Below are 22,223 nucleotides of genomic sequence, written 5' to 3'. Positions count from 1 at the left end.
TCTCCTCAGGTTGTCAGTCCGGCAGCGGCGGCCTGCGCCGCCTGCCGGGTCAGTTCCAGCCGCAGCGCATAGGTGCGCTTGAGCTGTCCAAGCAGGTGCGGCGCACGCGGGTCCTGCGCCAGTGCCGCACGGATCTCTGCCGCGCTTTCATCCAGTTCGTGCAGCGCCGGTTGCCACTGCGGTGCGCGGCCATCGGGCAGCGATGCCACCGCCTGCCGGTACTGCTCGGTCATCTGTGCGGCCTGCAGCTGCAGCATGGACGGAGCCGGCGCCGCCACCGGCGCATGGCGCCAGGGTGCGACGGCATACACCGCCAGGCTGGCGGCCAACGCCGCACCTGCCGGCAACCACCAGCGCGGCCGCCCACGCCGTGGCAGGGCCACCACGTTGTCGGCTGCGGCAGGTTCCGCCGCAGACTCGCGTGGCGGCAACCGTGCCGCCAGGCGTGCCCATCCGTCGGCGGGGGGCATGCGCTCGCCGGGCAGGGAGCGCAGCCGTGCCTGCAGCGCGTCATCGGGCGTGTGATCGGGTTCGTGCGTACTCATGTCATGTCTCCCAGACGCACGCGCAGCAAGCCACGCGCACGGTGCAACTGTGCTTTGGAACTGCCGACGGCCATCTGCAGCTGCTCGGCGATTTCCTGGTGTTTCCAGCCCTCTATGTCGTGCAGCACCAGCACCGCACGGGCGCGCGGTGGCAGCGTTGCCAGCGCACGTTCCAGATCGCGTTCGGTACCGGCGCAGCGATCATGCACGGCCAGTTCCTGCAGCCCGCCATCGACATCGTCCAGGCTGTCGTGGTCCTGCCCGGCGCCACGCCCGCGCAGTTCCATCAGCGCCGCATTGACCCCCAGCCGGTGCAGCCAGGTGGACAGGCTGCTTTCAAAACGGAACCCCGGCAGCGCCTTCCAGGCCTGCAGGAAGGCTTCCTGCAGCGCATCCTCGGCGCGGGCCTGCTGGCCACCGCACAGGCGCCAGAGCACGGCGAACACCCGCGGCGAATGGCGCCGGTACAGCTGTTCGTAGGCACCCATGTCACCGGCGGCCGCGGCCCGCACCAAAGCGGATTCATCGACGGCGTCGTTGGCGGCGGGCAGCGCGGGCATGGTGGTGTCGAGCATATCGCTTGGATGCGGCCACCTGCGAAAAGGTTTAAGGCCGATCAGCGGCCCTGTGCCGGGGCTGCGTTGCAACCTTTTCGGCCGCCGCTGCATCCATGCCATGACCGTCCTGATACGACCGCCCGGAGCCCGCCCATGTCCAGCCCCTCCTGTGCCGCCCTGCTGGTGATCGTCACCTGCGCCGTGCTGCAGACCCTGGGCCTGTCCCTGCAGCTGCGCACCGACAGCAGCGGGGCCTGCCTGCAGCAGCACCGGCAGGAGCTGCTGTGCCTGGCCTGGTCGCCCCCGGTCGAAACCCCGGCACGCGCCGGGTAACATCAAGACCCGTTCCTGCCCCTGCTGTCGCCCCATGATGTTGTCATTGAAGGATCACCTGCCGGCCTGGAGCCATCCCTGGCTGGACTACGCAGGCATCGCCCTGCAGATCGTGCTGGTCCTGGTTGTTGCCTGGCTGCTGCGGGTACTGGCCCGCCGCCTGATCCGCCGCTTCGCCGAGCACTACACGCTGCCGCCGGAAATGGCGATGGGCGCGCGCCGGATCAGCAGTTTCGTGGTGTATTTCAGCGCCCTGCTGTACATCCTCAGCCTGCTGGGCGCATCGCCGTCGGTACTGTGGACGGCCTTCACCGGGTTTGCCGCAGTGGGCGCGGTGGCGTTCTTCGCGGCATGGAGCGTGCTGTCGAACATTTTCTGCACGCTGTTGATCTTCACCACCCGCCCGTTCCGCCTGCACGACTACATCGAGGTGCTGGAGAACGGCGAGAAGCCGGGCCTGAAGGGCCGGGTGATCGACGTGAACCTGATCTACACCACGCTGCAGGAAACCGGCGACGGGCACGAGGGCACGGTGCTGCAGCTGCCGAACAACCTGTTCTTCCAGCGCACGGTACGGCGCTGGCGCGATCCCTCGCACGCGCCGGGTGGGATCCAGGGCGACGGCTGAGGGTGGTTTTTCCTTGCAGGGCTGCGCCCTGCACCCGCCAAGCCACGTCAACGTCAAAAGCTGGCTTTCCGTGGGTTGGCGGGGTGGGTCCGGTTGAGGGGGACGCCGTACCCCCCTCCGGGGTCCGGCCCAGCCGCTGGCGGCTGTGCGTTCGGGCGCTTGCGAAGCAGTGCTTCGCAAGCAAAGCGCCCTCACCCATGGGGGCTTGGTCGCGGCTTGCGCGTGTGCGCTGTCCTGCGCACACGGCAAGACCGGGGTTGGGCATCCTGCCCAACCCGCCCGAGGCATGCCTCGGGCCCATGCCGCTCACACCCCCTCAACCGGGCCCACCCCGCCTTCGACAGACTTCCGCGATCTGTCGGAACACGGGGTCGGATCCCGTTGCTGCCCAACGGGCTCTGACCCCAGATCTATTTCGATATCTGACAGATTTCATCCACGCATGGCGTGGATCTACTGGCCGGGATCCGACCTTAGATGAAATTCGATATCTGACAGATGTGCCGACCAACGGTCGGCATCCACCAACAGCGCACGGAATCTGTCGGGGGTGGGGCGGTGTGGGTGGGCAGGACCGCAGGCGCCATGGATGGCGCCTACGAGCCCCCAGGGACGGGTTTACGGCGTGTCCTGTCCGCCCACACCGCCCCGCCCAACCAGCAGAAAACCAGAGCCGCCTTTGACGTTGACGTTGACGTTGCTTCTGCAGGTGCAGGGCGCAGCCCTGCAATAACACCCCTACCTGAGCTGGCTGTCCTTGCTGCCGCGCCGGTTGTAGCCGGCATGCGCCTGCTCTTCGTCGTCCAGCGCCTGCTGGCAGGCCACGCACAGCCGTACACCGGGCACGGCCTCACGCCGCGCCAACGGAATCGGCGCGTCGCATTCCTCACAGTGTTCCAGACCCGGTCCTTCGCGCAGCTGGCGCCGCGCGCGGGCGATCGCATCGTCCACGGTGGCGTCGATCTGGTCCTGGACCGCGCCGTCTCCTGCCCAACCGGTGGCCATGGCCATTCTCCGCTGGTGTGTCGCCTGATATGGGGACGATACACCGCGCCGCAAACGGCAGCGCCGGGCCAGGCCCGGCTGGCGTCGCCGCCGGTTCAGCCGCGCCTTACCAGACCAGGTCGTCGGGTACCTGGAACTGGGCGTAGTAGGCGTCGTCTTCGGCGTTGCCGGTGGAGATCTCGGCCGTCGAGCCCGGCTGGCCGTGGTCGACGATGATCGCTTCGGGGCTGCGCTCGCGTACCTTCTCGGCCGCGGCGCGCGGCAGCAGGGCGTAGCTGTCGCCGTGAGCGACAATGACCAGCACGCCCACCGACAGCGCCTTGCGCAGCTTGGGGTCGATCAGCAGCGTGCGGATCGCCGCGCCATCGCTGAAGCGGTATTCGTCATCGCCCTTGTGGGGCACGGCGTGGGCCGTGATGATCTGCTTCGCCTGCGCCTTCTGTTCAGCCAGCCGGGCCTGGGCGTTGCGCTCGGCGGCCAGCGCGCGGTCGCGCTCGACCTTCTCGGCGCGGGCGCGTTCAGCTTCTCGCTGGACCTCGGCGGACGTCGACTCGGCCTTGCCCTGGCGGGCCTTGGCCTGCGCGCTCGCGGCAGCGCTGGCCTGCGACTTCTTGGCCAGGCCGGCCTTGAGCAATTGTTCCTGCAGCGCGTTGGGCTTTGCCATGGTCGATGCGTACCGCGTGTAATCTTGGATGCCCCATTCTACCGATGCCCCGCCGCCCCTGCATGGCAGTCCTGAAGTACCTCACCGGCTATCCCGAACCCCTGGTCGCCCAGGTCAGCGAACTGCTGGCCCAGGGCAAGCTCGGCCCCTGGCTGCAGCAGCGCTACCCCGACCCGCACGAGGTGCGCAGCGACCGCCAGCTGTACGACTACACCCAGGAGCTGAAGGACCGTTACCTGCGCAAATCGGTGCCGCTGAACAAGGTCTGCTACGACAACACGCTGGAAGTCATCAAGCACGCGCTGGGCACGCATACCGCCATTTCGCGCGTGCATGGCAGCCGACTGAAGGCCAGCCGCGAGATCCGAATCGCCACCGTGTTCCGCCAGGCGCCGGCGGCGTTCCTGCGCATGATCGTGGTGCATGAACTGGCCCACCTGAAGGAAGCCGACCACAACAAGGCCTTCTACCAGCTGTGCCAGCACATGGAGCCGGAGTACCTGCAGCTGGAGTTCGATACCCGCCTGTACCTGACCGAGCTGGCCAACCGCAGCCAGCGCTGACCGCCCGCAGCAGCTACACTGCGCGCCCACTGCCCGACCTGCCTGCCATGGAACCGATCCGTCTCGACAAACGCCTGTCCGCCCTGCTCGGCATCCCGCGCGGCGAAGCGCGTCGCTACATCGAAGGCGGCTGGGTCAGCGTCGACGGCGAGGTGGTCGAACAGCCGCAGCGCCCGGTCGATGAAAGCGCTGTGATCGTGGTGGCCGAACAGGCCGAGGACAGCAAGGCCGAGCGGGTCACCATGCTGCTGCACAAACCGGCCGGCCTGGCCGCCGAAGCGCTGTGCGCGCTGGTCAGCAGCGCCACCCGCAGCGAACTCGATGCCAGCGACATCCGTCCGCTGCAGCGCCATTTCCATGGGCTGCAGCTGGCGGCATCGCTGCCGGCCGCCGACAGTGGCCTGGTGGTGGTCAGCCAGGACCCGGCGACACTGGCCCATCTGCAGCGCAACCTGGGCCGTACCGAACAGGAATACCTGGTGGAAGTGGCCGAAGGTGGCCCCGAGCGTGGGCCGTGGCTGATGGCGCGGCTGCAGCAGGAAGCCGGTGGTGCCAAGGTCAGCTGGCAGAGCGAGCAGCGCCTGCGTTTCGCCGGCAAGGGGCTGACCGCCAAGGGCTTGAGGACGGCAGTGGCCACCGCCGGCCTGCAGGTGAGCGCCGTGCGCCGCCTGCGCGTGGGCCGCGTGGCGCTGGGCCCGCTGCCGCCGGGACAGTGGCGCTACCTGGGCAGCGACGAGCGGTTCTGAGACTGCAGGGTCGGATCCCGTGCCGCAGGCATGGGCTCTGACCCCTTCCACGCATGGCGTGACGTTGCCTTGAATGCCATCCCCGCATGGCGTGGATCTACTAGCATGGCGGGCATGAGCACGCCCAAGCCTTTGTGGCGACGCCTGCTGCGCGTCGTTGCGATCCTCATCGCTGCCTTGCTGCTGCTGGTGCTGTCCGGCCTGCTGCTGGCCGACCACCTGACGCCGCAGGCGCATGGCCAGGCATCGCAGGTGCTGCCGCTGCAGCCCGCGCAGACCGCCATCGACCGGCAGCTGGTGCCCGAACAGGACGCCCGCCCCGGGCAGAGCGGCGTGGCCTTCCTCAGTGACGGCATGGATGCGTTCGCCGCCCGCGCGATGATCACCGAACAGGCCGGCCGCAGCCTGGACCTGCAGTACTACATCTGGCACGACGACCTGGTCGGCCACCTGATGGCCAAGGCGCTGTACGACGCGGCCCAGCGCGGCGTGCGCGTGCGCATCCTGCTCGATGACATGAACGCCAAGGACAAGGATGCGCTGATGATGGCGCTCGATGCGCACCCCAACATCGAGATCCGCCTGTACAACCCGTTCCGCAACCGCGGCGGCATCGCGCGCACGCTGGAACTGATCCAGCGTGCCTTCAGCGTGAACCACCGCATGCACAACAAGAGCTGGATCGCCGATGGCCGGGTGGCCATCGTCGGTGGCCGCAACATCGGCGAGGAGTACTTCAGTGCCCGCAACGATGTGAACTTCCAGGACCTGGACCTGGTGGTGGCCGGCCCGGCAGTGCAGCAGGCCAACCAGATATTCGACGACTACTGGAACAGCAGCGCGGCCATCCCGATCGCTGCGCTGTCCACCTACACCGATGTGCAGCTGCGCCGGCTGGTGCGGCAGTCCGATCTGGATGCGCTGCATGCCCGGGCGCAGCCCTACCTGCAGCGCGTGGCCCGCTCACGCCAGCTGCGCCAGCCCAGCCCGGAACCCCTGCACTGGAGCGCCGGCGTGCGCATCCTGTCCGACCCGCCGATGAAGCACCGCGATGATGCGCGTGGCACCTGGCTGGTCAGCGCGCTGGTCGCGCAGCTGCAATCGGCTCGCCACAGTGCGCTGCTGGTATCGCCGTATTTCGTGCCGGGCCAGGAAGGGTTGGACGGTTTGTCCGGCATGGCCGCGCGCGGCGTGCAGGTGGGCGTGGTGACCAATTCGCTGGCGGCCAACGATGTCGCGGCCGTACACGGTGGCTACATGGGCTACCGGGTGCCGCTGCTGAAGGCCGGCGTGCAGCTGTACGAGCTGAAGGCGCATGGCGATCCGGGCGAATCCAGCCTGTTCGGCAGCAGCGGCGCCAGCCTGCACACCAAGGCCTTCGTGGTGGACGACCGCCGCGGCTTCGTCGGTTCGTTCAACCTCGACCCGCGCTCGGCCTACGTCAACACCGAAATGGGCGTGCTGTTCGACGACCCGGTGCTGGGCGCGACGCTGCGCGATGAGTACCTGCGCCTGGCCGATCCGCAGCACAGCTGGTGGCTGGCACGCGGGCCCGGCGATGAACTGCGCTGGCTGGAACGGCAACCCCCACCACACTGGGTCCGTGCCGAACCGGGCAGCAGCCTGGGCAAGCGCTGGACCGCGCGGGTGATCAGCTGGCTGCCGGTGGAATCGCAGCTGTAGCGGTTACGGCGCGGCCTCGGCGTGGCCGTCCTGCATCGCCTCATCCAGCGTTTCCACGTTGCGCCCATGCAGGCGCCGCCAGATCCAGCGCAATGCGTGCGGCGGTGCGGACGGCAGCTGTTCCAGCAGGGCCAGCATCCGCCCTTGGCTGGCATGCCCGTGCCGGCACAGCAGGCTGGCTGCGGCAGCGGCACTGCCCAGCCTCAGGCTGTCGGCCAGCGCGCCTTCGGCATCGCCAGCCAGTGCCTGGTGCACCGGTTCGGGAAGGTCCCAGGCGGCCGCCACCCGCTGGGCCAGCGGCAGCGACCAGCGCTGCAGCAGGTCCAGCGCCAGGGCCGGCTCCACGGTCTCGCCACGCGCCTGGGCCTCCTGCAGCAGCTGCCGCATCACCAGCGCCGCGCCCAGCCCCTGTACCAGCCCCAGCCACTGCGCGGCGAAGGCATCGCCGAAGGTAACCGTGCGTGCGTGGTCGGCAGCTGCGCGCGAGGCCAGCAGCGCGTGCTCCCAGATGATCGCGCTGAACTGCGGGAACACCTCGCACTGCACCTGCATGACCGGCTGCACCAGCACCGCGCTGATGATCTGCCGCACGCCTTCGGTGCCGACCAGGGTGACCGCCCGTTGCAGGCTTTCCACCGGGCGCTCGTGCACCTTGTAGGCGGGGCTGTTGGCGATGCGCAGCAGATTGCCGGTCAGCACCGGGTCCTGGCCGATGATGGCGGCCATCACCCGCGCCGAAGCGACGTCGTCATTGACCGTCTGGATCAGCTGCGGCAGCAGCTGCGGTCGCCGCGGCAGCTGCCGGGTCGCCCAGTCGCGGTCCTGCAGGGCGCGGTCGACCGCCTCGCCCAGCGGCGACGGGATGGCCTGGCCCGCTTCACCGGCCAGCCGCGGGTACAGCGCCAGCGCATGCAGGCCGCGCTGCAGGTGCGCGGCGACCTCGGCCGGCGGCAGCGCCTCGCCCTGCAGGCTGGCCGCCGCAGCGGCCACCGCCTGCCGGGGTGCGGCCACCAGGCGTGACGGTGCCGCCCCGGTCACCCGGGACAACCAGCCCGCCAGCGTTCGCCACCAGGCCTGGATCATCGTGGCCCGCCCTGTCGTTGCCATCCTGCTGCCACTGCCTGCACCTGGGCCTTCTTCACATCGGCGACCTGCCATCCCGCAGCATCGGCCGCACTTTCATCTTCTTTAACCCCGGGTGCCCTGTTGTGCACGGCACATGCCGGGGGAATGGACTAGAATGGCGCCGCGCGACCCGTCCCCCAGCCATGACGACGTCGCTTTTTTTGTTTTGGGACCCTACCGTTCATTGGCAGTTCGCTGCAGTTCGCTGCTGATCGCGCCATCGGAGACGCCATGCTATTCGAAACCCTCGCCACCACCGGCCACGAACAGGTGGTGTTCTGCCACAACCAGGATGCCGGCCTGCAGGCGATCATCGCCATCCACAACACCACCCTGGGCCCGGCCCTGGGCGGCGTGCGCATGCGCCCCTACGCCAGCACCGATGAGGCGCTGGCCGACGTGCTGCGGCTGAGCCGGACGATGACGTACAAGAACGCGCTGGCCGGGCTGAATGTCGGTGGCGGCAAGGCGGTGATCATCGGCGACCCGAAGGTGGACAAGACCGAGGTGCTGTTCCGTGCCTTCGGCCGCTATGTCGATTCGCTGGGCGGGCGCTACATCACCGCCGAGGACGTCGGCACCGACGTCAACGACATGGAGAACATCTATCTGGAAAGCCAGTTCGTGACCGGTGTGCACCAGGTCCATGGCGGTTCCGGCGATCCGGCGCCCTTCACTGCCTACGGCGCGCTGCAGGCGCTGATGGCGGCGCTGCGTTTCAAGTTCGGCCACGAGGAAGTGGGCAAGACCAGCATCGCCGTGCAGGGTCTGGGCCATATCGGCATGGAGCTGGTGAAGCTGCTGCGTGACCGCGGCGCCAAGCTCTATGTGACCGATCTGGACAGCGCCCTGGTCGATCGCGCGGTCAGCGATTTCGGCGCCGAAGCGGTCAAGCCGGATGAGATCCACGAGGTCAACGCCGACGTGTTCGCACCGTGCGCGCTGGAAAGCGCGATCAATGCCGACACCCTGCCGCGCATCAAGGCCAAGATCATCTGCGGCACCGCCAACAACCAGCTGTCCAGCCTGGAGATCGGCGATGAACTGCATGCGCGCGGCATCCTCTACGCGCCCGACTATGCGGTCAACGCCGGTGGCGTGATGAACGTGTCGCTGGAGATCGACGGCTACAACCGCGAACGCGCGATGCGCCTGATCCGCAGCATCTACCACAACCTGACGCGCATCTTCGAACTGTCCCAGCGCGAGAACATCGCGCCGCAGCGTGCGGCCGACCGCATTGCCGAAGCACGCATCCTGTCCATCGGCAAGCTGAAGATGCCGCTGGGCCGCAGCACCCCGCGCCTGGGCAACCTGCGCGGCGGCTGATCCGCCCGGAAAAGGACACAGGGAATGCCGGCCAGCGGCCGGCACTACCGGGTAGTGCCGGCCGCTGGCCGGCAAACCTAGATCAGAACGCGGCGCTGTAGCGCAGCGCGACCTGGCGCAGATCGCCACGCGGGCCGAAGCGCTGGTCATAGCCGAACCCCAGCCGGGTGTTGCGGCTCAACCACGATTCCACCGACACGCCGAACAGGCCACCCGAACGCGTGGGCTGCAGGCCCGCCATCGGCGCCCAGGCATCAATGCCGACAAAGCTGGCGTCCTGGTCCATGCCCTGGCTGTTCAGCAGCTGCTGCCACTCGGCGTAGCCGCGCAGCGACCACGTGCCCCACTGGCGTTCGGCCCGCACGCCGGCCAATGCCTGGCTGCGGCTGCTGATGCCGCCCTGCGTGCGCAGGCCGAAACCGAGGCCGCCCTGTTCGCTGAAGCGGTCGCTGTCCACGCGCGCATAGTCGGCACCGATATAGGGCGTCAGTGCGGCACGCGCCGAACCGAAGCGGTAGCCGGTTTCCACGCTGGCGGTGCTGAAACTGCCACCGTAACGCGCATTCACACCGTACTGGCCCGCCCCCAGCAGCAGCTGGCGGTCGATCTCGCGGGTGAACTGGCCGGCACCTACCTGGCCCAGCGCATAGGCACCGCGGCTGCTCCAGCCGGCATACAGCTGCGCCTGCGACTGGCGGTCACGGCCGCGTTCGCCGCCCCAGCTGCTGTTGCTGTGGCTGCGCAGTTCGCCAAAGGCGAAGCCGAGCACGCCATTGCCCGCCATCGCGAAGTCCTGGCCCATCATCCAGCCGCGGGTATCGGTGCCGCTGGCCGAGAAGCTGCCCTGCCCTGCATCACCCAGCGCGTTCTGCCAGGCGCCGCCCAGGCGCGGTGCGCCCTGTACCTGGCCGAAGCGGGCCGACAGCGCGCGGCGGCTCAGGTCGATGCTGTCGAAGGTGGCCGCTGCGGCCAGCGCATGCGCCTTGCCGGACAGGCTTTCCAGGCTCTGCTGCAGGGCCTGGTTGCCCTGCACCTGCTGCAGCGCGCCGGCACCACCGGCGAAGCTGGCCGAACCGGCGCCGGCGTCGAGCCCCTCGAAGGCCGATTCCACCCGCAGCGCGGACGCCAGCGCCGCGCTGTTCGCACGTGCCTGCGTGGCAGCCAGGGTCACGTTGATGCGGTCAGTGGTGAGGGTGACATCGTTGGCGGTGTGCGACAGCGTGGTCTGTATCAGCGTGCCTGCCGTAAGGCTGTCGGTGATGCCATCGAACGTGCCGATGACGCCCTGGTTGGCATGCAGCACGGTCTGGGTGCGCCCATCGGCGGCCACGTAACCGCTGACGATGCTGTTGATGTGCACCACGCCGCCCTGCAGGGTGGCGGTGCCGGTGACATTGAGCGGGCTGGAACCCAGCGCGATCATCAGCCGTGAACCGGCACGCTGGATGTAGTTGCCGTCGATGGTGGCGCTGGTATTGGCATCGCGCACGATCACGTTGGCACCGTTGTCGACGTTGCCCTTGACCCGGCTGGTGCCGGGCAGGAACTGCAGCGCAGCCTCACCGGCCACACCCAGCGGCGGCAGGATGGTCACGTTGGAAGTGATCGAGCCGCCATCGCGCAGGACCAGCGTGCCCTGTTCGATGCGCGTATCACCGGTATAGGTGTTGGTGCCCGACAGGCCCAGCGCACCGTTGCCCTGCTTGATCAGGCCACCGCTGCCACTGATGTTGTTGCTCCACACCGAATTGAGGCCCAGCTGGGACACGTTGACCGTGGTATTGCCCCAGTCGAACTTCGCCGGGCCGTTGATGGCCTTGGCGATGTTGAGCAGGCCATAGCCGAAGGTGCTGTCCACGCCGGGCGCGCCCAGGTCGGTGGCGGTGCCCAGCAGGGTCTGCCGCACCAGGTCGTTGCTGAAATACGGGTACTTCTGCCACACCAGCGCGGCCGCACCGGACACCAGCGGCGCGGCGAAGGACGTGCCGTAATTCCACAGGTAGGTATCGCCGGAGGGGTACTGCGGATTGACGAACACCGCCGCACCGGGCGCTGCCAGGCAGTAGCTGGCAGCCACGCCGCAGGCATTGGCATAAGTGGCCAGCTTGCTCGGGTCGGTCGAGTCCACGGCGGTCACCGCCAGCCAGCCGCGCTCCAGGTCGGCCGCCGGGCGCGTACCGCCGGCACCGGCCTGGCTGGGCAGCGCGGCCATGCTGGACGGGTTGGCCTTGGACTCGTTGCCGGTGGCAAACACCACCAGGCCATTGTTGCCGAGGATGAAGGGGCGGTACTCGTCGGCGATGGGCGCAGTGGCGGAGGTGTTGGTCCAGTACAGGCCACCCCACGAGTTGTTCATCACCTTCACGCCCTGGTTGATCAGGTCCTGGTGGACCCCTGCCAGGCCGAGCGCGCCGGTCACTTCGTTGCCGTTGCCCGAGCCATCGTCGGTGGGCCGGGTATCGCTGATGATCCGGGCCGAGACGATCTGCGCATTCGGCGCGATGCCGCCGGGCCAGGAACCGAATGCCTTGCCGGCGGCCAGTTCGGCCACCGCGGTGCCGTGGCCGACCACGTCATCGATGTTGAGGTTGTTGGTGCGTGGATCGACGTAGCTGAGGTTGGCCGCGACGCGCCCGGTCAGCGTCGGGTGACCACGCATCACGCCGGAATCGACGATGCCGATGCGCACGCCGGTGCCATCCAGGCCCGCGGTGCGCGCCGCACCGGCCTGGGTGATGGCCAGGTGCGCGTCGATGGCCGGCTCCAGCGGCTTGGTGGGTGTGACCGGGGGTGTGGTCGGCGGCGTCGTGGGCGGCGTGGTCGGGGGCGGGTCGATACGGACGTTGCCGCCGCCTCCACCGCCGCCGCATGCCGTCAATGCCACTGCCAGCGCCGATCCCAGGATCGACCTTGCCATCGTCTTACGTTCCATCGTTTCCTTCCCATGAACGTTGGCCTGCCGCAACCCCTGCAGGCATCCAGGGCTGCCCAGCGGCAGCCACCGCCGACCCTCTATACTGGGGCCGACCCCCACGCAGTCTGCCGGGAAACGGTGCCGCTTCCAACAATCGCCGTCTCCTTTCCGAACATTGCTTACGCATCAACGAGATTGCCATGTCCAACATCGTCATCGCCGCCGCCAAGCGCACTGCCATCGGCTCCTTCCTCGGCCAGTTCAACGGCGTGCCCACCCCCACCCTGGGCGCGGCCGCCATCGCCGCCGCCCTTGAGCAGTCGGGGGTTCCGGCCAGCGACGTGTCCGAAGTCCTGATGGGCTGCGTGCTGCCGGCCAACCTGGGCCAGGCCCCGGCCCGCCAGGCCGCGATCGCCGCCGGCATCCCGCTGTCGGCCGGTGCCACCACGCTGAACAAGGTGTGCGGCTCGGGCATGAAGACCATCATGCTGGGCCATGACCTGATCAAGGCCGGTTCGGCCAAGGTGGTGGTCGCCGGCGGCATGGAATCGATGTCCAACGCCCCGCACATGCTGCCCAATTCGCGCACCGGCAACCGCTTCGGCAACTTCCAGGCGGTGGACCACATGGCCCACGACGGCCTGGTCAACGCCTATGACGGCAAGGCCATGGGCGAGTTCGCCGAATGCGCGGTGGACAAGTACCAGTTCACCCGTGAGGAACAGGACGCCTACGCCATCGAATCGGTGCGCCGCGCCCAGGCCGCGCAGGCCAATGGCGCCTTCGCCGACGAGATCGTCGCGGTGAAGGTCGCCACCCGCAAGGGTGAAGTCGAGTTCGCCACCGACGAACAGCCGGGCCGCTCGGACATCGCCAAGATCCCGACCCTGCGCCCCGCGTTCAAGAAGGACGGCAGCGTGACCGCCGCCAGTTCGTCCAGCATTTCCGATGGCGCTGCCGCCGTGGTCCTGCTGACCGAAGAGGACGCCAACGCACGCGGCATCACCCCGCTGGCGCGCATCGTCGCCCACGCGACCCATTCGCAGGAGCCGGAGTGGTTCACCACCGCACCGATCGGCGCGCTGCACACGCTGCTGGAAAAGACCGGCTGGTCGCTGGACCAGGTCGACCTGTTCGAAATCAACGAAGCCTTCGCCGTGGTGGCGATGGCGCCGATGCGTGAACTGGGCATCCCGCATGACAAGTTGAACGTGAATGGCGGTGCCTGCGCACTGGGCCATCCGATCGGCGCGTCCGGCGCCCGTCTGGTGGTGACCCTGGTCAACGCCTTGCGCACGCACGGCGGCAAGCGCGGCATTGCCACCCTCTGCATCGGCGGCGGCGAAGCAACTGCAATCGCCATCGAATTGATCTGAAAGGAATTAACGCTGATTTCGCAAAAATGAATGCGGGATCGCTTGACAGCCAAACTTGGCTTGTCATCATGTTGTCGGCGCGCAGTTGCGCGTTGCCTAATTCAACGACGAGGATTTACACAATGAGCATCAACAAGCTGCTGGTCGCTATGTCCCTGGCTCTGGCCCTGGCCGCCTGCTCGAAGCAGGAAGCTGCCCAGGACGCCGCTGCTTCGGCCAACGAAGCCGCCACCGAAGCCCAGGCTGCTGCCGACCAGGCCGCCGCTGCTGGCGCCCAGACCGCCGACGCTGCCCAGCAGGCCGCTGACACCGCCGCCACCGCTGCTGACGCTTCGACCGAAGCTGCTGCCCAGGCTGGCGCTGCTGCCACCGACGCTGCTGCCGGCGCTGCTGCCGACGCTGCCAAGGCTGCCGAAGGCACCGCCGACAAGGCCAAGGACGCTGCTGAAGAAGCCAAGAAGTAATAACTTCTTTCTTCACGCTGTTCTGGAAAAGCCGCTGGTTCGCCAGCGGCTTTTTCTTTGCCTTGCGGCCACGACCGGGCCTTCACGACGGCATGAATAGGCTGGCGTCCCCATCCATTGCAGTGCAGGAGACCGCCATGAAGATCCGTCCGCTGACCACCACCGTACTGGCCGCCTCCCTGCTGATGGCCCTGGCCGCCTGCAAGGGCCCGGAAGCCGAACAGGCCAAGCAGGATGCCGCCCAGGCCGCCGACAGCGCCGGCGCCGCCGCCCGCGAAGCCGTGGACAAGGCCGCAGCCGCCACCCGCGACGCCGCCGACAAGACCGCCGAAGCCTCCGAACACGCCGCCGCCGACACCCAGCGCGCGCTGGACAACGCCGCCGACGCCACCGCCAACGCCGCCGACCAGGCCAAGGCCGCCGCCACCGATGCCGCTGCCCACGCCAGCGACGCCACCGCCACCGCCGCGCAGAAGGTTGCCGACAAGGCCCGCGACGTCGCCGCCGACGCCAAGGCGAACGCCGCCAAGGAAGAAGCCAAGCACTGACGCGCCGCTCGCCGGGCATGGCCCGGCGCTACCGCCACAGCCGAGCATGGGCTCGGCTCTACAGGAAAAGCCGCGGCAATGCCGCGGCTTTTCTGCTTCTGCTCTTCTGTTGATTCCGTGGTGGACGCGCGCGCAGACCGTCCGCGGCCGGGGCGTGTGGGTTCGCGGGACCGCAGGCGCCATGGATGGCGCCTACGAGCCCGCAGGGACGGGTTCACGGCGTGTCCCGCGAACCCACACGCCCCGGCAGCACACAGGAATCCAAGCGCACAACCCCACGAGGGGCTCCGCCGTTGGCCGCCTACTGCGGCAGCGCCCGCGCCATCATCGCCCCCACATCCGCCCCCGCCGGCAGCGTCCCGAACACCAGCCCGTGCTCCCCCTGCAGGCGGCTGCGCACAAACACCTCCGCCATCGGGCTGCCCGCCCGCAGCAGCAACGCCGCCTGCAGCAACAGCACCGTGCGTTCGCAGAACATGCGCGCCTGCGATTCATCCGGCACCGGCCCCGCCGTCCAGCGCTGCAGCGCCGCCGCATACCCGGCATCCCGACCGGCCACCGACTCCAGTTCGGCCCGCAGCGCCGCCAGCGCCTCCGGCTCGCGCGCCAGTGCGCGCAGCACGTCCAGGCACTGGATGTTGCCGCTGCCTTCCCAGATCGAATTCAATGGCGCCTGCCGGTACAGCCGCGGCAGCATCGACTCTTCCACGTAGCCGGCGCCGCCCAGGCATTCCTGTGCTTCGTTGACGAAGGCCGCCGCGCGCTTGCACACCCAGTATTTGCCCAGCGCCGTACCCAGCCGCGCCAGCGCCGCTTCGGCCGGATCGCTGCCGGCACGGTCGACCGCGCGCGCGATGCGCATCGCCAGGGTCGTGGCCGCTTCCGATTCCAGCGCCAGATCGGCCAGCACATTGGCCATCAGCGCATGTTCCACCAGCGGCTTGCCGAACGTGCGCCGGTGCCGTGCGTGGTGCAGGGCCTGCGCCAGTGCCATGCGCATTTCCGCCGCCGCGCCCAGCATGCAGTCCAGCCGGGTCATCATCACCATGCCGATGATGGTGGCCACGCCGCGCCCTTCCTCGCCTACCCGCCATGCCTGCGCGCCGCAGAATTCCACTTCGCTGGATGCGTTGGCCCAGTCGCCCAGCTTGTCCTTCAAGCGCATCAGGCGGAACGCATTGCGATCCCCATCGGCCAGGCGACGCGGCATCAACAGGCAGGTCAGGCCGGCCGGGGCCTGCGCAAGCACCAGGAAGCCATCGCACATCGGCGCGGAAAAGAACCACTTGTGGCCGACCAGCCGGTAGCGCTCGCCATCGATCGGCTCGGCCCGGGTGCTGTTGGCACGCACATCCGAACCGCCCTGTTTTTCGGTCATGCCCATGCCCAGGGTGATGCCGGCCTTGTCCGCCACCGGCACATCACGCGGGTCGTACACCGGGGCAGCCGCCTTGCGCGCCCATTCGGCCAGATGCGGCTGGGTGTGCAGCACCGCCACCGCCGCGTGGGTCATCGTCAGCGGGCAGCTGGTGCCCGCCTCGGCCTGGTGGTGCAGGTAGCTCAACGCCGCACGCGCCACATGCGCGCCGGGCTGCGGTTCGTGCCATGACAGGCCGGCCACGCCATGCTCTTTGGCCGTCTGCATCAGCTGGTGGTAGGCCGGATGGAATTCCACCGTGTCGATACGGTGGCCCTGCGCATCATGCGTACGCAGGCGCGGGCGATCACGGTTGGCGTCAAAGCCCAGCCGGTACAGCTCGTTGCCTGCCAGCGCGCCATACACCGCCAGGCGCGAGCTGAAACCGCCGCCGCCCTCGCGCTGCACCGATCCGGCCAGGGCCACATCGTCGGTCCATAGATGGCGGCCGGCGAACGGCGGCGGCTGGTTGAGCACCACATGGGTTTCAAAGGGCGCGCTGCTGAAGCTCGGTCCGTTCATCGGTTCCATCCTGCCGACAGGGAGACTGCCGCCCGATTGTGCAGCATCACCTGCCAAGCCCGCGTTCAGGCCGGTTCTCACCCCCTGCACGAGCGCCGCGCCACAGTGCAGGCATGGCAGTCAACGACGATCTGGTGGTGCTCCGGCCCGAGGGGCTGTATTGCCCGGCGGGCGATTTCCACATCGACCCGTGGCGGCCCGTGCCACGTGCGGTCATCACCCACGGCCACGGCGACCACGCACGGCCGGGCATGGGCCAATACCACTGCAGCACCGGCAGCGCGCCGATCCTGCGCTGGCGCCTGGGCGAGGTGCCGCTGCAGGTGCACGCCGAAGGCGATCGCTTCACCCTGGGCCGTGTGCAGGTATCGCTGCATCCGGCTGGCCATGTCCTGGGTTCATCGCAGGTGCGCATCGACGATGGCGAACAGGTCTGGGTGGCGTCAGGCGACTACAAGCGCCAGCCCGACCCCACCTGCGCGCCGTTCGAAGTGGTGCCCTGCGATACCTTCATCACCGAAGCCACGTTCGCCCTGCCGATCTACCGCTGGCCCGATACCGCAGCGGTGGCCGCCGAGATCGTGGCCTGGCGGCAGGAGTGCGCGCAGCGCGGCGAAGCCGCCGTACTGCTCTGCTACGCGCTGGGCAAGGCGCAGCGGGTACTGGCCGAACTTCGCCCGCTGGATGATTCGCCGGCCTGGCTGCACGGCGCCATCGCCAATGGCGTAGCGGTGTACCGCGACGCAGGCATCCCGATGCTGGAAACGCTGACCGTGGCCGAACAGGGCCGCCAGCCGGACGCCGCCGGCAAACTGATCCTCGCACCGCCCTCGGCGGCCGGCACGCCGTGGCTGCGCCGCTTCGGCCGCCACCAGCTCGGGTTCGCCTCGGGCTGGATGCAGCTGCGCGGCAACCGCCGCCGGCGCAATGTCGACCGTGGCTTCGTGGTGTCCGACCACGCCGACTGGCCCGCCCTGCTGCAGACCATCGAACAGACCGGCGCGACCCGGGTGATCGCCACCCATGGCAACACCGATGCGCTGATTCCCTTCCTGCGCGAACAGGGCGTGGCCGCCGAAGCCTTCCGCACCGATTTCGGGAGCGAGGAATGAAGGCCTTCGCTGCGCTTTACCAGCGCCTGGACCGCAGCACCGCCACGCTGGACAAGCGCGCGGCGCTGGTTGATTACTTCCGCCATGCACGCGCGCACGATGCGGCGTGGGCGCTGTACCTGCTCAGCGGCGGCAAGGTGGGCGGCGCACGCCGCAGGATCGCCGCCAGCGGCGAACTGCGCGCCTGGGTGAGTGAAGAATCCGCGCTGCCGCCGTGGCTGGTGGACGACAGCTACACACAGGTGGGTGACCTGGCCGAAACGCTGACCCTGCTGCTGGATGATCCGGCGCAGCCTGCGCCGGACCGGCCGTTGGCCGACTGGATCGAACAGCATCTGCTGGCCGTGGCCAACCAGCCTGAAGCGGAGCGTCGCGCGGCGGTGGTTGCCGGCTGGCGGCAACTGCCTGCCCGCGAGCGGCTGGTGTTCAACAAGCTGCTGACCGGCGCGCTGCGCGTGGGCGTGTCGCAGCGCCTGGTGCAGCAGGCCTTGGCCGAATGGTCGGGGCTGGATATCGCGCGCATCGCCCAGCGCATGCTGGGCGAGTGGGTGCCCTCGCCCGGCCTGCTGGCCCAGCTGCTGTCGGCTGAGGAACTGCCGCAGGACCGGCAGCAGCCCTACCCGTTCTTCCTGGCCTCGCCATTGGAGGCTGCGCCCGCTGAACGCCTGGGCGATATCGCAGCGTGGCTGCTGGAATGGAAGTGGGATGGCATCCGCCTGCAGCTGCTGCGGCGGCGCGGCGAAGTGGCTCTGTGGTCGCGTGGCGAAGAACGCCTGGATGGCCGCTTCCCGGAAATCGAACAGGCTGCGGCGCCCCTGCCCGATGGCTGCGTGATCGACGGTGAACTGCTGGCCTGGGACGTGGCCGACAACCTGCCGCGCGCGTTCGCCGCACTGCAGACCCGCATCCAGCGCCGCAAGCCCGGCGCTGCCACGCTGCGCAATACGCCAGTGCGCGTGCTGGCCTACGACCTGCTGGAACACGACGGCCAGGACCTGCGTGCGCATCCGCTGCAGCAACGTCGCGCACAGCTGGCCGCGCTGCTCGGCGCGCTGGACGACCCGCGCATCCAGCTGTCGCCGGAGGTGCCGGCCGACGATTGGGCGCACGCCGCGCAGCTGCGTGATGCTGCCCGCGAACGCGGCGTGGAAGGCCTGATGCTCAAGCGCCGCGATTCGGTCTACCAGGCCGGCCGCCGCCGTGGCGACTGGTGGAAATGGAAGGTCGACCCGCTCACCATCGATGCGGTGCTGCTGTATGCACAGGCCGGCCACGGGCGGCGCAGCACGCTGTATACCGATTACACCTTCGGTGTCTGGGATGGCGACACCCTGGTGCCGGTGGCCAAGGCCTATTCCGGCCTGGACGACAAGGAAATACTGGAACTGGACCGCTGGATCCGCGCCAACACCCGCGAACGCTTCGGGCCGGTGCGCAGTGTGCGCGCCGAGCAGGTCTTCGAACTCGGCTTCGAGGCAGTCAACCGCAGTACACGGCACAAATCAGGCATTGCCGTGCGCTTCCCACGCATCCTGCGCTGGCGCCGCGACAAGCCGGCCGCCGAGGCCGACCTGCTGGCCACCCTGCAGGCACAGGCGCGATGAGGCGCAGCGACGCGCTGCGGCGCTTGCAGGCCTGGTTCGATGCCCGTGGCTGGAAGCCGCTGCCGTTCCAGCGCGCGATGTGGCGGCACTACCTGGCCGGTGGATCGGGCCTGCTGCATACGCCCACCGGCAGCGGCAAGACCCTGGCGATGTTCGGCGGGCCGTTGCTGCAGGCGATGATCGATCCGCCGCCGGCGCCGCCACGCGCCAACGCCGTGCGCCCGTTGCAGGTGCTGTGGGTCACCCCGCTGCGTGCGCTGGCCAGCGACACCGCGCGTGCCCTGCAGGCCCCCATCGAGGGCCTGGGCCTGGGCTGGAAGGTGGGCCTGCGCAGTGGTGACGCCAGCAGCCGCGAGCGGCGCCTGGCGCGCGAGGGGCGGATCGATGTGCTGGTGACCACGCCCGAATCGCTGGCCCTGCTGCTGAGTTACCCCGATACGCTGGCGCGCATGCGCCAGCTGCGCTGCGTGGTGGTGGACGAATGGCACGAACTGCTGGGCAGCAAGCGCGGCGTGCTGCTGCAGCTGAACCTGGCACTGCTGCGCGATGCCGCACCGGCACTGCAGCTGTGGGGCCTGTCGGCCACGCTGGGCAACCTGCAGCAGGCCTGCGATGTGTTGCTGCCCGGCCGTACCGATGCGCTGCAGGTGCAGGGCGCGCGGCAGCGGCCGGTGGCGGTGCACAGCCTGCTGCCGGCCAGCGGCGAGCGCTTTCCCTGGGCCGGGCATCTGGGCCTGGCGCAGCTGCCACGCGTGCTGGAGTCGCTGCTGGCGGCACGCAGCAGCCTGTTGTTCACCAACACCCGCGCCCAGGCCGAGCTGTGGCACCAGGCACTGGCCGCGGTATGGCCGGAAGACGCGCACACCCTCGCCCTGCACCACGGCTCGCTGGATCCCGTGCTGCGCCAGCAGGTGGAAGACGGGCTGCGCGCCGGCACGCTGCGCTGCGTGGTGGTCACCTCCAGCCTGGACCTGGGCGTGGACTTCCCCGAAGTGGAACAGGTACTGCAGCTGGGCAGCCCGAAGGGCGTGGCGCGCCTGCGCCAGCGTGCCGGGCGCGCACGGCACCGTCCCGGTGCGAGCGGCAGCGTACTGTGCGTACCGACCCACGCGCTGGAACTGGCCGAGTACGCTGCCGTGCGCCGCGCACTGCGCGAGGGCGTGACCGAGCCGCGCACGCCGCCCACGCTGTCGCTGGACGTGCTGGCCCAGCATGCAGTCAGCCGTGCACTGGCCGGTGGCTTCCAGGCCGATGCCCTGCTGGCCCAGGTGCGCCGCACGCATGCCTTCGCCGGCCTGCAGGACGCGCAGTGGCAGGCGGTGCTCGAGTTCATCGTGCAGGGTGGACGCGCGCTGGCGCAGTACCCGGAATACCACAAGGTGGTGCTGGACGAGGATGGCCAGTACCGCATGCATGATCGCCGGCAAGCGCTGCGCCACCGCCTGTCCATCGGCACCATCAGCAGCGATGGCAGCGTGCGCGTGCAGTTCCTGCGCGGCGGCGGCCTGGGTGCGGTGGAAGAACAGTTCGCCAGCCGCCTGCGCCGCGGTGATCGTTTCCAGTTCGCTGGCCGCCTGCTGGAACTGGTGCAGCTGCGCGACATGACCGCCTACGTGCGCCTGGCACGCGGCAGTGGCGATGGTGTGGTGCCGCGCTGGCAGGGCGGGCAGCTGCCGCTGTCGACGGCACTGGGGCACGCGCTGGAAGCGGTGCTGTCCGGGCGCGACGACAGTGCAGAGAGCCGCTGGCTGGCCCCGCTGCTGGCCCTGCAGGACACGCTGTCGGCGCGGCCGGGTGCTGGCCATCTGCTGGTGGAACAGGTGCGCCGGCGCGAGGGCCAGTTCCTGTTCGTCTACCCTTTCGCCGGCCGCCATGTGCACGAAGCCCTGGCCGCCCTGCTGTCGTTGCGCTGCGCGCGCCTGCAGCGCAACAGCATCGGCTATGCGGTCAACGACCATGGGCTGGTGCTGGCGCCGGCGCAGGCCATCGAACTGGATGCCGACGGCTGGCGCAGCCTGTTCGACCCCACCCATCTGCTGGACGACCTGCGCGCGGCGGTGAACCTGGGCGAGCTCGCGCGCCGCCAGTTCCGCGGGATCGCACGCGTGGCCGGCCTGCTGGTGCCCAGCCTGCCCGGTGGCATGCCACGCTCGCTGCGCCAGCTGCAGGCATCGGCGGGCCTGCTGTACGACGTGCTGCGCGAGCACGACCCCGGCCATCTGCTGCTGGCACAGGCCGAACATGAAGTCCTCACCGATGCACTCGACCTGCCCGGGCTGCAGCAGGCGTTGCAGCACATCGCCACGCAGGCGCTGCTGCTGCAGCAGCCGGCCTCACTCACGCCGCTGGGCTTCCCGCTGTGGGCCGAGCGCCTGCGTGGGCAGTTCAGCAACGAAGACTGGCGCACCCGCGTGCAGCGCGCGGCCGAGCAGCTGGAGCGCCGCCATGGCCGCTGAACTGCCGGTGCTGCTGGGCGGCGAGCCGATGCAGCTGCTCGGCGCGCGTGCCCTGTTCTGGCCAGCGCGGCGCGCCCTGCTGATCGCCGATCTGCACCTGGGCAAGGCCGATGTGTTCCGGCGCGCGGGCATCGCCCTGCCCAGCGGCGGTACCCAGGAGGATCTGCAGCGCCTGCAGACGCTTCTGCAGCAGCATGACTGCGCCGAACTCTGGATCCTGGGCGACATCCTGCATGGCCCCGCGCACCGCGCCGCATGGCATCGGCAGTGGCTGGGCTGGCGTGAGCAGCACCCCACACTGGATGTGCATGTGGTGCGCGGTAATCATGATCTGCAGCTGCCGCATGCAGCACTGCAGGTGGAGATCCACGATCCGCTGCGGCTGGGACCGTTCCTGCTGTGCCACGAACCGCAACGCGTTGCGGACGCGCATGTCATCGCCGGCCACATCCATCCGCAGCTGGCGCTGCCGCCGCTGCGCCGGCGTTTTCCCGCGTTCTGGCTGCGCGAAGGATCCACCGTGCTGCCGGCATTTTCGGCATTCACCGCCGGCGTGGTGCCAGCGCGGGTCGCGGGTGAGCGGTGGGTGGCCTGCGTGGAAAACGAACTGGTACCGCTGCCGCCGCGCTAGT

At 69.2% G+C, this 22,223-nt stretch carries 20 protein-coding genes; 13 read left to right on the top strand and 7 right to left on the bottom strand.

Annotated features, from left to right (window positions below; genetic code table 11):
- Nucleotides 1–5 precede the first annotated feature (5 nt).
- Together ACM2ZB_RS21020 and ACM2ZB_RS21015 are read right to left on the bottom strand one after the other, a co-directional pair.
- Nucleotides 6–545 (bottom strand): hypothetical protein, encoded by a 540-nt coding sequence (locus ACM2ZB_RS21020; protein WP_416056848.1) that lies wholly within the window; start codon nucleotides 543–545, stop codon nucleotides 6–8.
- On the bottom strand, nucleotides 542–1,120 hold the full coding sequence (locus ACM2ZB_RS21015) for an RNA polymerase sigma factor (RefSeq protein WP_416056847.1): 579 nt from the start codon (nucleotides 1,118–1,120) through the stop codon (nucleotides 542–544). Before ACM2ZB_RS21015 ends, ACM2ZB_RS21020 begins: the two co-directional genes overlap by 4 nt.
- Nucleotides 1,121–1,255: 135 nt before the next feature.
- On the opposite strand from ACM2ZB_RS21015, the gene ACM2ZB_RS21010 reads away from it, so the two are divergent.
- Nucleotides 1,256–1,435, top strand: coding sequence for a hypothetical protein (locus ACM2ZB_RS21010; RefSeq protein WP_416056846.1), 180 nt, complete (start codon nucleotides 1,256–1,258; stop codon nucleotides 1,433–1,435).
- Between the two features lie 34 nt (nucleotides 1,436–1,469).
- Nucleotides 1,470–2,063, top strand: coding sequence for a mechanosensitive ion channel family protein (locus tag ACM2ZB_RS21005; RefSeq protein WP_313442654.1), 594 nt, complete (start codon nucleotides 1,470–1,472; stop codon nucleotides 2,061–2,063).
- Nucleotides 2,064–2,801: 738 nt separating this feature from the next.
- Here ACM2ZB_RS21005 and ACM2ZB_RS21000 read toward each other — a convergent pair.
- Nucleotides 2,802–3,068, bottom strand: a complete 267-nt coding sequence (locus ACM2ZB_RS21000; protein WP_313443410.1) for a DksA/TraR family C4-type zinc finger protein — start codon at nucleotides 3,066–3,068, stop codon at nucleotides 2,802–2,804.
- A gap of 106 nt (nucleotides 3,069–3,174) precedes the next feature.
- A complete protein-coding gene (locus ACM2ZB_RS20995; protein WP_416056845.1) occupies nucleotides 3,175–3,732 on the bottom strand; it encodes a DUF2058 domain-containing protein in 558 nt (185 codons plus the stop codon).
- Between the two features lie 62 nt (nucleotides 3,733–3,794).
- On the opposite strand from ACM2ZB_RS20995, the gene ACM2ZB_RS20990 reads away from it, so the two are divergent.
- The 3 genes from ACM2ZB_RS20990 (at nucleotide 3,795) to ACM2ZB_RS20980 (ending at nucleotide 6,724) form a co-directional block, all read left to right on the top strand.
- Nucleotides 3,795–4,295, top strand: coding sequence for a M48 family metallopeptidase (locus tag ACM2ZB_RS20990; RefSeq protein ID WP_313443415.1), 501 nt, complete (start codon nucleotides 3,795–3,797; stop codon nucleotides 4,293–4,295).
- 47 nt (nucleotides 4,296–4,342) lie between these two features.
- Complete coding sequence (locus ACM2ZB_RS20985; protein WP_313443418.1) at nucleotides 4,343–5,041, top strand: RNA pseudouridine synthase; 699 nt, start codon at nucleotides 4,343–4,345, stop codon at nucleotides 5,039–5,041.
- A gap of 114 nt (nucleotides 5,042–5,155) precedes the next feature.
- Complete coding sequence (locus ACM2ZB_RS20980) at nucleotides 5,156–6,724, top strand: phospholipase D family protein (protein WP_416056844.1); 1,569 nt, start codon at nucleotides 5,156–5,158, stop codon at nucleotides 6,722–6,724.
- A gap of 3 nt (nucleotides 6,725–6,727) precedes the next feature.
- Here ACM2ZB_RS20980 and ACM2ZB_RS20975 read toward each other — a convergent pair whose 3' ends face one another.
- The gene (locus ACM2ZB_RS20975; protein WP_416056843.1) at nucleotides 6,728–7,807 is read right to left on the bottom strand and encodes an HDOD domain-containing protein; all 1,080 of its coding nucleotides are present in this window, start codon (nucleotides 7,805–7,807) and stop codon (nucleotides 6,728–6,730) included.
- A 273-nt stretch (nucleotides 7,808–8,080) separates the two neighbouring features.
- On the opposite strand from ACM2ZB_RS20975, the gene ACM2ZB_RS20970 reads away from it, so the two are divergent.
- Complete coding sequence (locus ACM2ZB_RS20970) at nucleotides 8,081–9,178, top strand: Glu/Leu/Phe/Val dehydrogenase dimerization domain-containing protein (RefSeq protein ID WP_313443424.1); 1,098 nt, start codon at nucleotides 8,081–8,083, stop codon at nucleotides 9,176–9,178.
- Nucleotides 9,179–9,260: 82 nt separating this feature from the next.
- On the opposite strand, the gene ACM2ZB_RS20965 is transcribed toward ACM2ZB_RS20970, so the two are convergent.
- Nucleotides 9,261–12,110 carry a S8 family serine peptidase gene (locus ACM2ZB_RS20965; RefSeq protein WP_416056842.1) on the bottom strand — a complete coding sequence of 950 codons (2,850 nt, stop codon included), beginning with the start codon at nucleotides 12,108–12,110 and terminating at the stop codon, nucleotides 9,261–9,263.
- Between the two features lie 182 nt (nucleotides 12,111–12,292).
- Here ACM2ZB_RS20965 and ACM2ZB_RS20960 point away from each other — a divergent pair, with 182 nt between their 5' ends.
- The 3 genes from ACM2ZB_RS20960 (at nucleotide 12,293) to ACM2ZB_RS20950 (ending at nucleotide 14,480) form a co-directional block, all read left to right on the top strand.
- Nucleotides 12,293–13,468, top strand: coding sequence for an acetyl-CoA C-acyltransferase (locus ACM2ZB_RS20960; protein ID WP_313443429.1), 1,176 nt, complete (start codon nucleotides 12,293–12,295; stop codon nucleotides 13,466–13,468).
- A 122-nt stretch (nucleotides 13,469–13,590) separates the two neighbouring features.
- Complete coding sequence (locus tag ACM2ZB_RS20955) at nucleotides 13,591–13,932, top strand: hypothetical protein (RefSeq protein WP_313443431.1); 342 nt, start codon at nucleotides 13,591–13,593, stop codon at nucleotides 13,930–13,932.
- A gap of 137 nt (nucleotides 13,933–14,069) precedes the next feature.
- Nucleotides 14,070–14,480, top strand: coding sequence for a hypothetical protein (locus tag ACM2ZB_RS20950; protein ID WP_313443433.1), 411 nt, complete (start codon nucleotides 14,070–14,072; stop codon nucleotides 14,478–14,480).
- 301 nt (nucleotides 14,481–14,781) lie between these two features.
- Here ACM2ZB_RS20950 and ACM2ZB_RS20945 read toward each other — a convergent pair whose 3' ends face one another.
- Entirely contained in the window at nucleotides 14,782–16,419 is a 1,638-nt protein-coding gene (locus ACM2ZB_RS20945) for an acyl-CoA dehydrogenase family protein (protein ID WP_416056841.1), read from the bottom strand.
- 113 nt (nucleotides 16,420–16,532) lie between these two features.
- On the opposite strand from ACM2ZB_RS20945, the gene ACM2ZB_RS20940 reads away from it, so the two are divergent.
- Genes ACM2ZB_RS20940 through pdeM form a run of 4 tightly spaced genes read left to right on the top strand, consistent with a single transcriptional unit; the run spans nucleotide 16,533 to nucleotide 22,222 of the window.
- On the top strand, nucleotides 16,533–17,531 hold the full coding sequence (locus tag ACM2ZB_RS20940; protein WP_313443437.1) for a ligase-associated DNA damage response exonuclease: 999 nt from the start codon (nucleotides 16,533–16,535) through the stop codon (nucleotides 17,529–17,531).
- Complete coding sequence (locus ACM2ZB_RS20935) at nucleotides 17,528–19,135, top strand: ATP-dependent DNA ligase (protein ID WP_416056840.1); 1,608 nt, start codon at nucleotides 17,528–17,530, stop codon at nucleotides 19,133–19,135. Before ACM2ZB_RS20940 ends, ACM2ZB_RS20935 begins: the two co-directional genes overlap by 4 nt.
- Nucleotides 19,132–21,591 carry a ligase-associated DNA damage response DEXH box helicase gene (locus ACM2ZB_RS20930; protein ID WP_416056839.1) on the top strand — a complete coding sequence of 820 codons (2,460 nt, stop codon included), beginning with the start codon at nucleotides 19,132–19,134 and terminating at the stop codon, nucleotides 21,589–21,591. The genes ACM2ZB_RS20935 and ACM2ZB_RS20930 overlap by 4 nt, the downstream gene beginning before the upstream one ends.
- The gene (pdeM, locus tag ACM2ZB_RS20925) at nucleotides 21,581–22,222 is read left to right on the top strand and encodes a ligase-associated DNA damage response endonuclease PdeM (protein ID WP_416056838.1); all 642 of its coding nucleotides are present in this window, start codon (nucleotides 21,581–21,583) and stop codon (nucleotides 22,220–22,222) included. The genes ACM2ZB_RS20930 and pdeM overlap by 11 nt, the downstream gene beginning before the upstream one ends.
- Nucleotide 22,223: the final 1 nt, after the last annotated feature.

The sequence above is a fragment of the Stenotrophomonas maltophilia genome (genome assembly GCF_047782825.1).
Taxonomy (GTDB): Bacteria; Pseudomonadota; Gammaproteobacteria; order Xanthomonadales; family Xanthomonadaceae; genus Stenotrophomonas.
The sequence above is the reverse complement of the archived record's forward strand: the minus strand, read 5'-3'. Positions and strand labels throughout refer to the sequence as shown.

Excerpts from the sequence above, each read along its gene's own strand:
- ACM2ZB_RS21020 (WP_416056848.1), bottom strand. The coding sequence starts at position 545 with ATGAGTACGCACGAACCCGATCACACGCCCGATGACGCGCTGCAGGCA.
- ACM2ZB_RS21015 (WP_416056847.1), bottom strand. The coding sequence starts at position 1,120 with ATGCTCGACACCACCATGCCCGCGCTGCCCGCCGCCAACGACGCCGTC.
- ACM2ZB_RS21010 (WP_416056846.1), top strand. The coding sequence starts at position 1,256 with ATGTCCAGCCCCTCCTGTGCCGCCCTGCTGGTGATCGTCACCTGCGCC.
- ACM2ZB_RS21005 (WP_313442654.1), top strand. The coding sequence starts at position 1,470 with ATGATGTTGTCATTGAAGGATCACCTGCCGGCCTGGAGCCATCCCTGG.
- ACM2ZB_RS21000 (WP_313443410.1), bottom strand. The coding sequence starts at position 3,068 with ATGGCCACCGGTTGGGCAGGAGACGGCGCGGTCCAGGACCAGATCGAC.
- ACM2ZB_RS20995 (WP_416056845.1), bottom strand. The coding sequence starts at position 3,732 with ATGGCAAAGCCCAACGCGCTGCAGGAACAATTGCTCAAGGCCGGCCTG.
- ACM2ZB_RS20990 (WP_313443415.1), top strand. The coding sequence starts at position 3,795 with ATGGCAGTCCTGAAGTACCTCACCGGCTATCCCGAACCCCTGGTCGCC.
- ACM2ZB_RS20985 (WP_313443418.1), top strand. The coding sequence starts at position 4,343 with ATGGAACCGATCCGTCTCGACAAACGCCTGTCCGCCCTGCTCGGCATC.
- ACM2ZB_RS20980 (WP_416056844.1), top strand. The coding sequence starts at position 5,156 with ATGAGCACGCCCAAGCCTTTGTGGCGACGCCTGCTGCGCGTCGTTGCG.
- ACM2ZB_RS20975 (WP_416056843.1), bottom strand. The coding sequence starts at position 7,807 with ATGATCCAGGCCTGGTGGCGAACGCTGGCGGGCTGGTTGTCCCGGGTG.
- ACM2ZB_RS20970 (WP_313443424.1), top strand. The coding sequence starts at position 8,081 with ATGCTATTCGAAACCCTCGCCACCACCGGCCACGAACAGGTGGTGTTC.
- ACM2ZB_RS20965 (WP_416056842.1), bottom strand. The coding sequence starts at position 12,110 with ATGGAACGTAAGACGATGGCAAGGTCGATCCTGGGATCGGCGCTGGCA.
- ACM2ZB_RS20960 (WP_313443429.1), top strand. The coding sequence starts at position 12,293 with ATGTCCAACATCGTCATCGCCGCCGCCAAGCGCACTGCCATCGGCTCC.
- ACM2ZB_RS20955 (WP_313443431.1), top strand. The coding sequence starts at position 13,591 with ATGAGCATCAACAAGCTGCTGGTCGCTATGTCCCTGGCTCTGGCCCTG.
- ACM2ZB_RS20950 (WP_313443433.1), top strand. The coding sequence starts at position 14,070 with ATGAAGATCCGTCCGCTGACCACCACCGTACTGGCCGCCTCCCTGCTG.
- ACM2ZB_RS20945 (WP_416056841.1), bottom strand. The coding sequence starts at position 16,419 with ATGAACGGACCGAGCTTCAGCAGCGCGCCCTTTGAAACCCATGTGGTG.
- ACM2ZB_RS20940 (WP_313443437.1), top strand. The coding sequence starts at position 16,533 with ATGGCAGTCAACGACGATCTGGTGGTGCTCCGGCCCGAGGGGCTGTAT.
- ACM2ZB_RS20935 (WP_416056840.1), top strand. The coding sequence starts at position 17,528 with ATGAAGGCCTTCGCTGCGCTTTACCAGCGCCTGGACCGCAGCACCGCC.
- ACM2ZB_RS20930 (WP_416056839.1), top strand. The coding sequence starts at position 19,132 with ATGAGGCGCAGCGACGCGCTGCGGCGCTTGCAGGCCTGGTTCGATGCC.
- pdeM (WP_416056838.1), top strand. The coding sequence starts at position 21,581 with ATGGCCGCTGAACTGCCGGTGCTGCTGGGCGGCGAGCCGATGCAGCTG.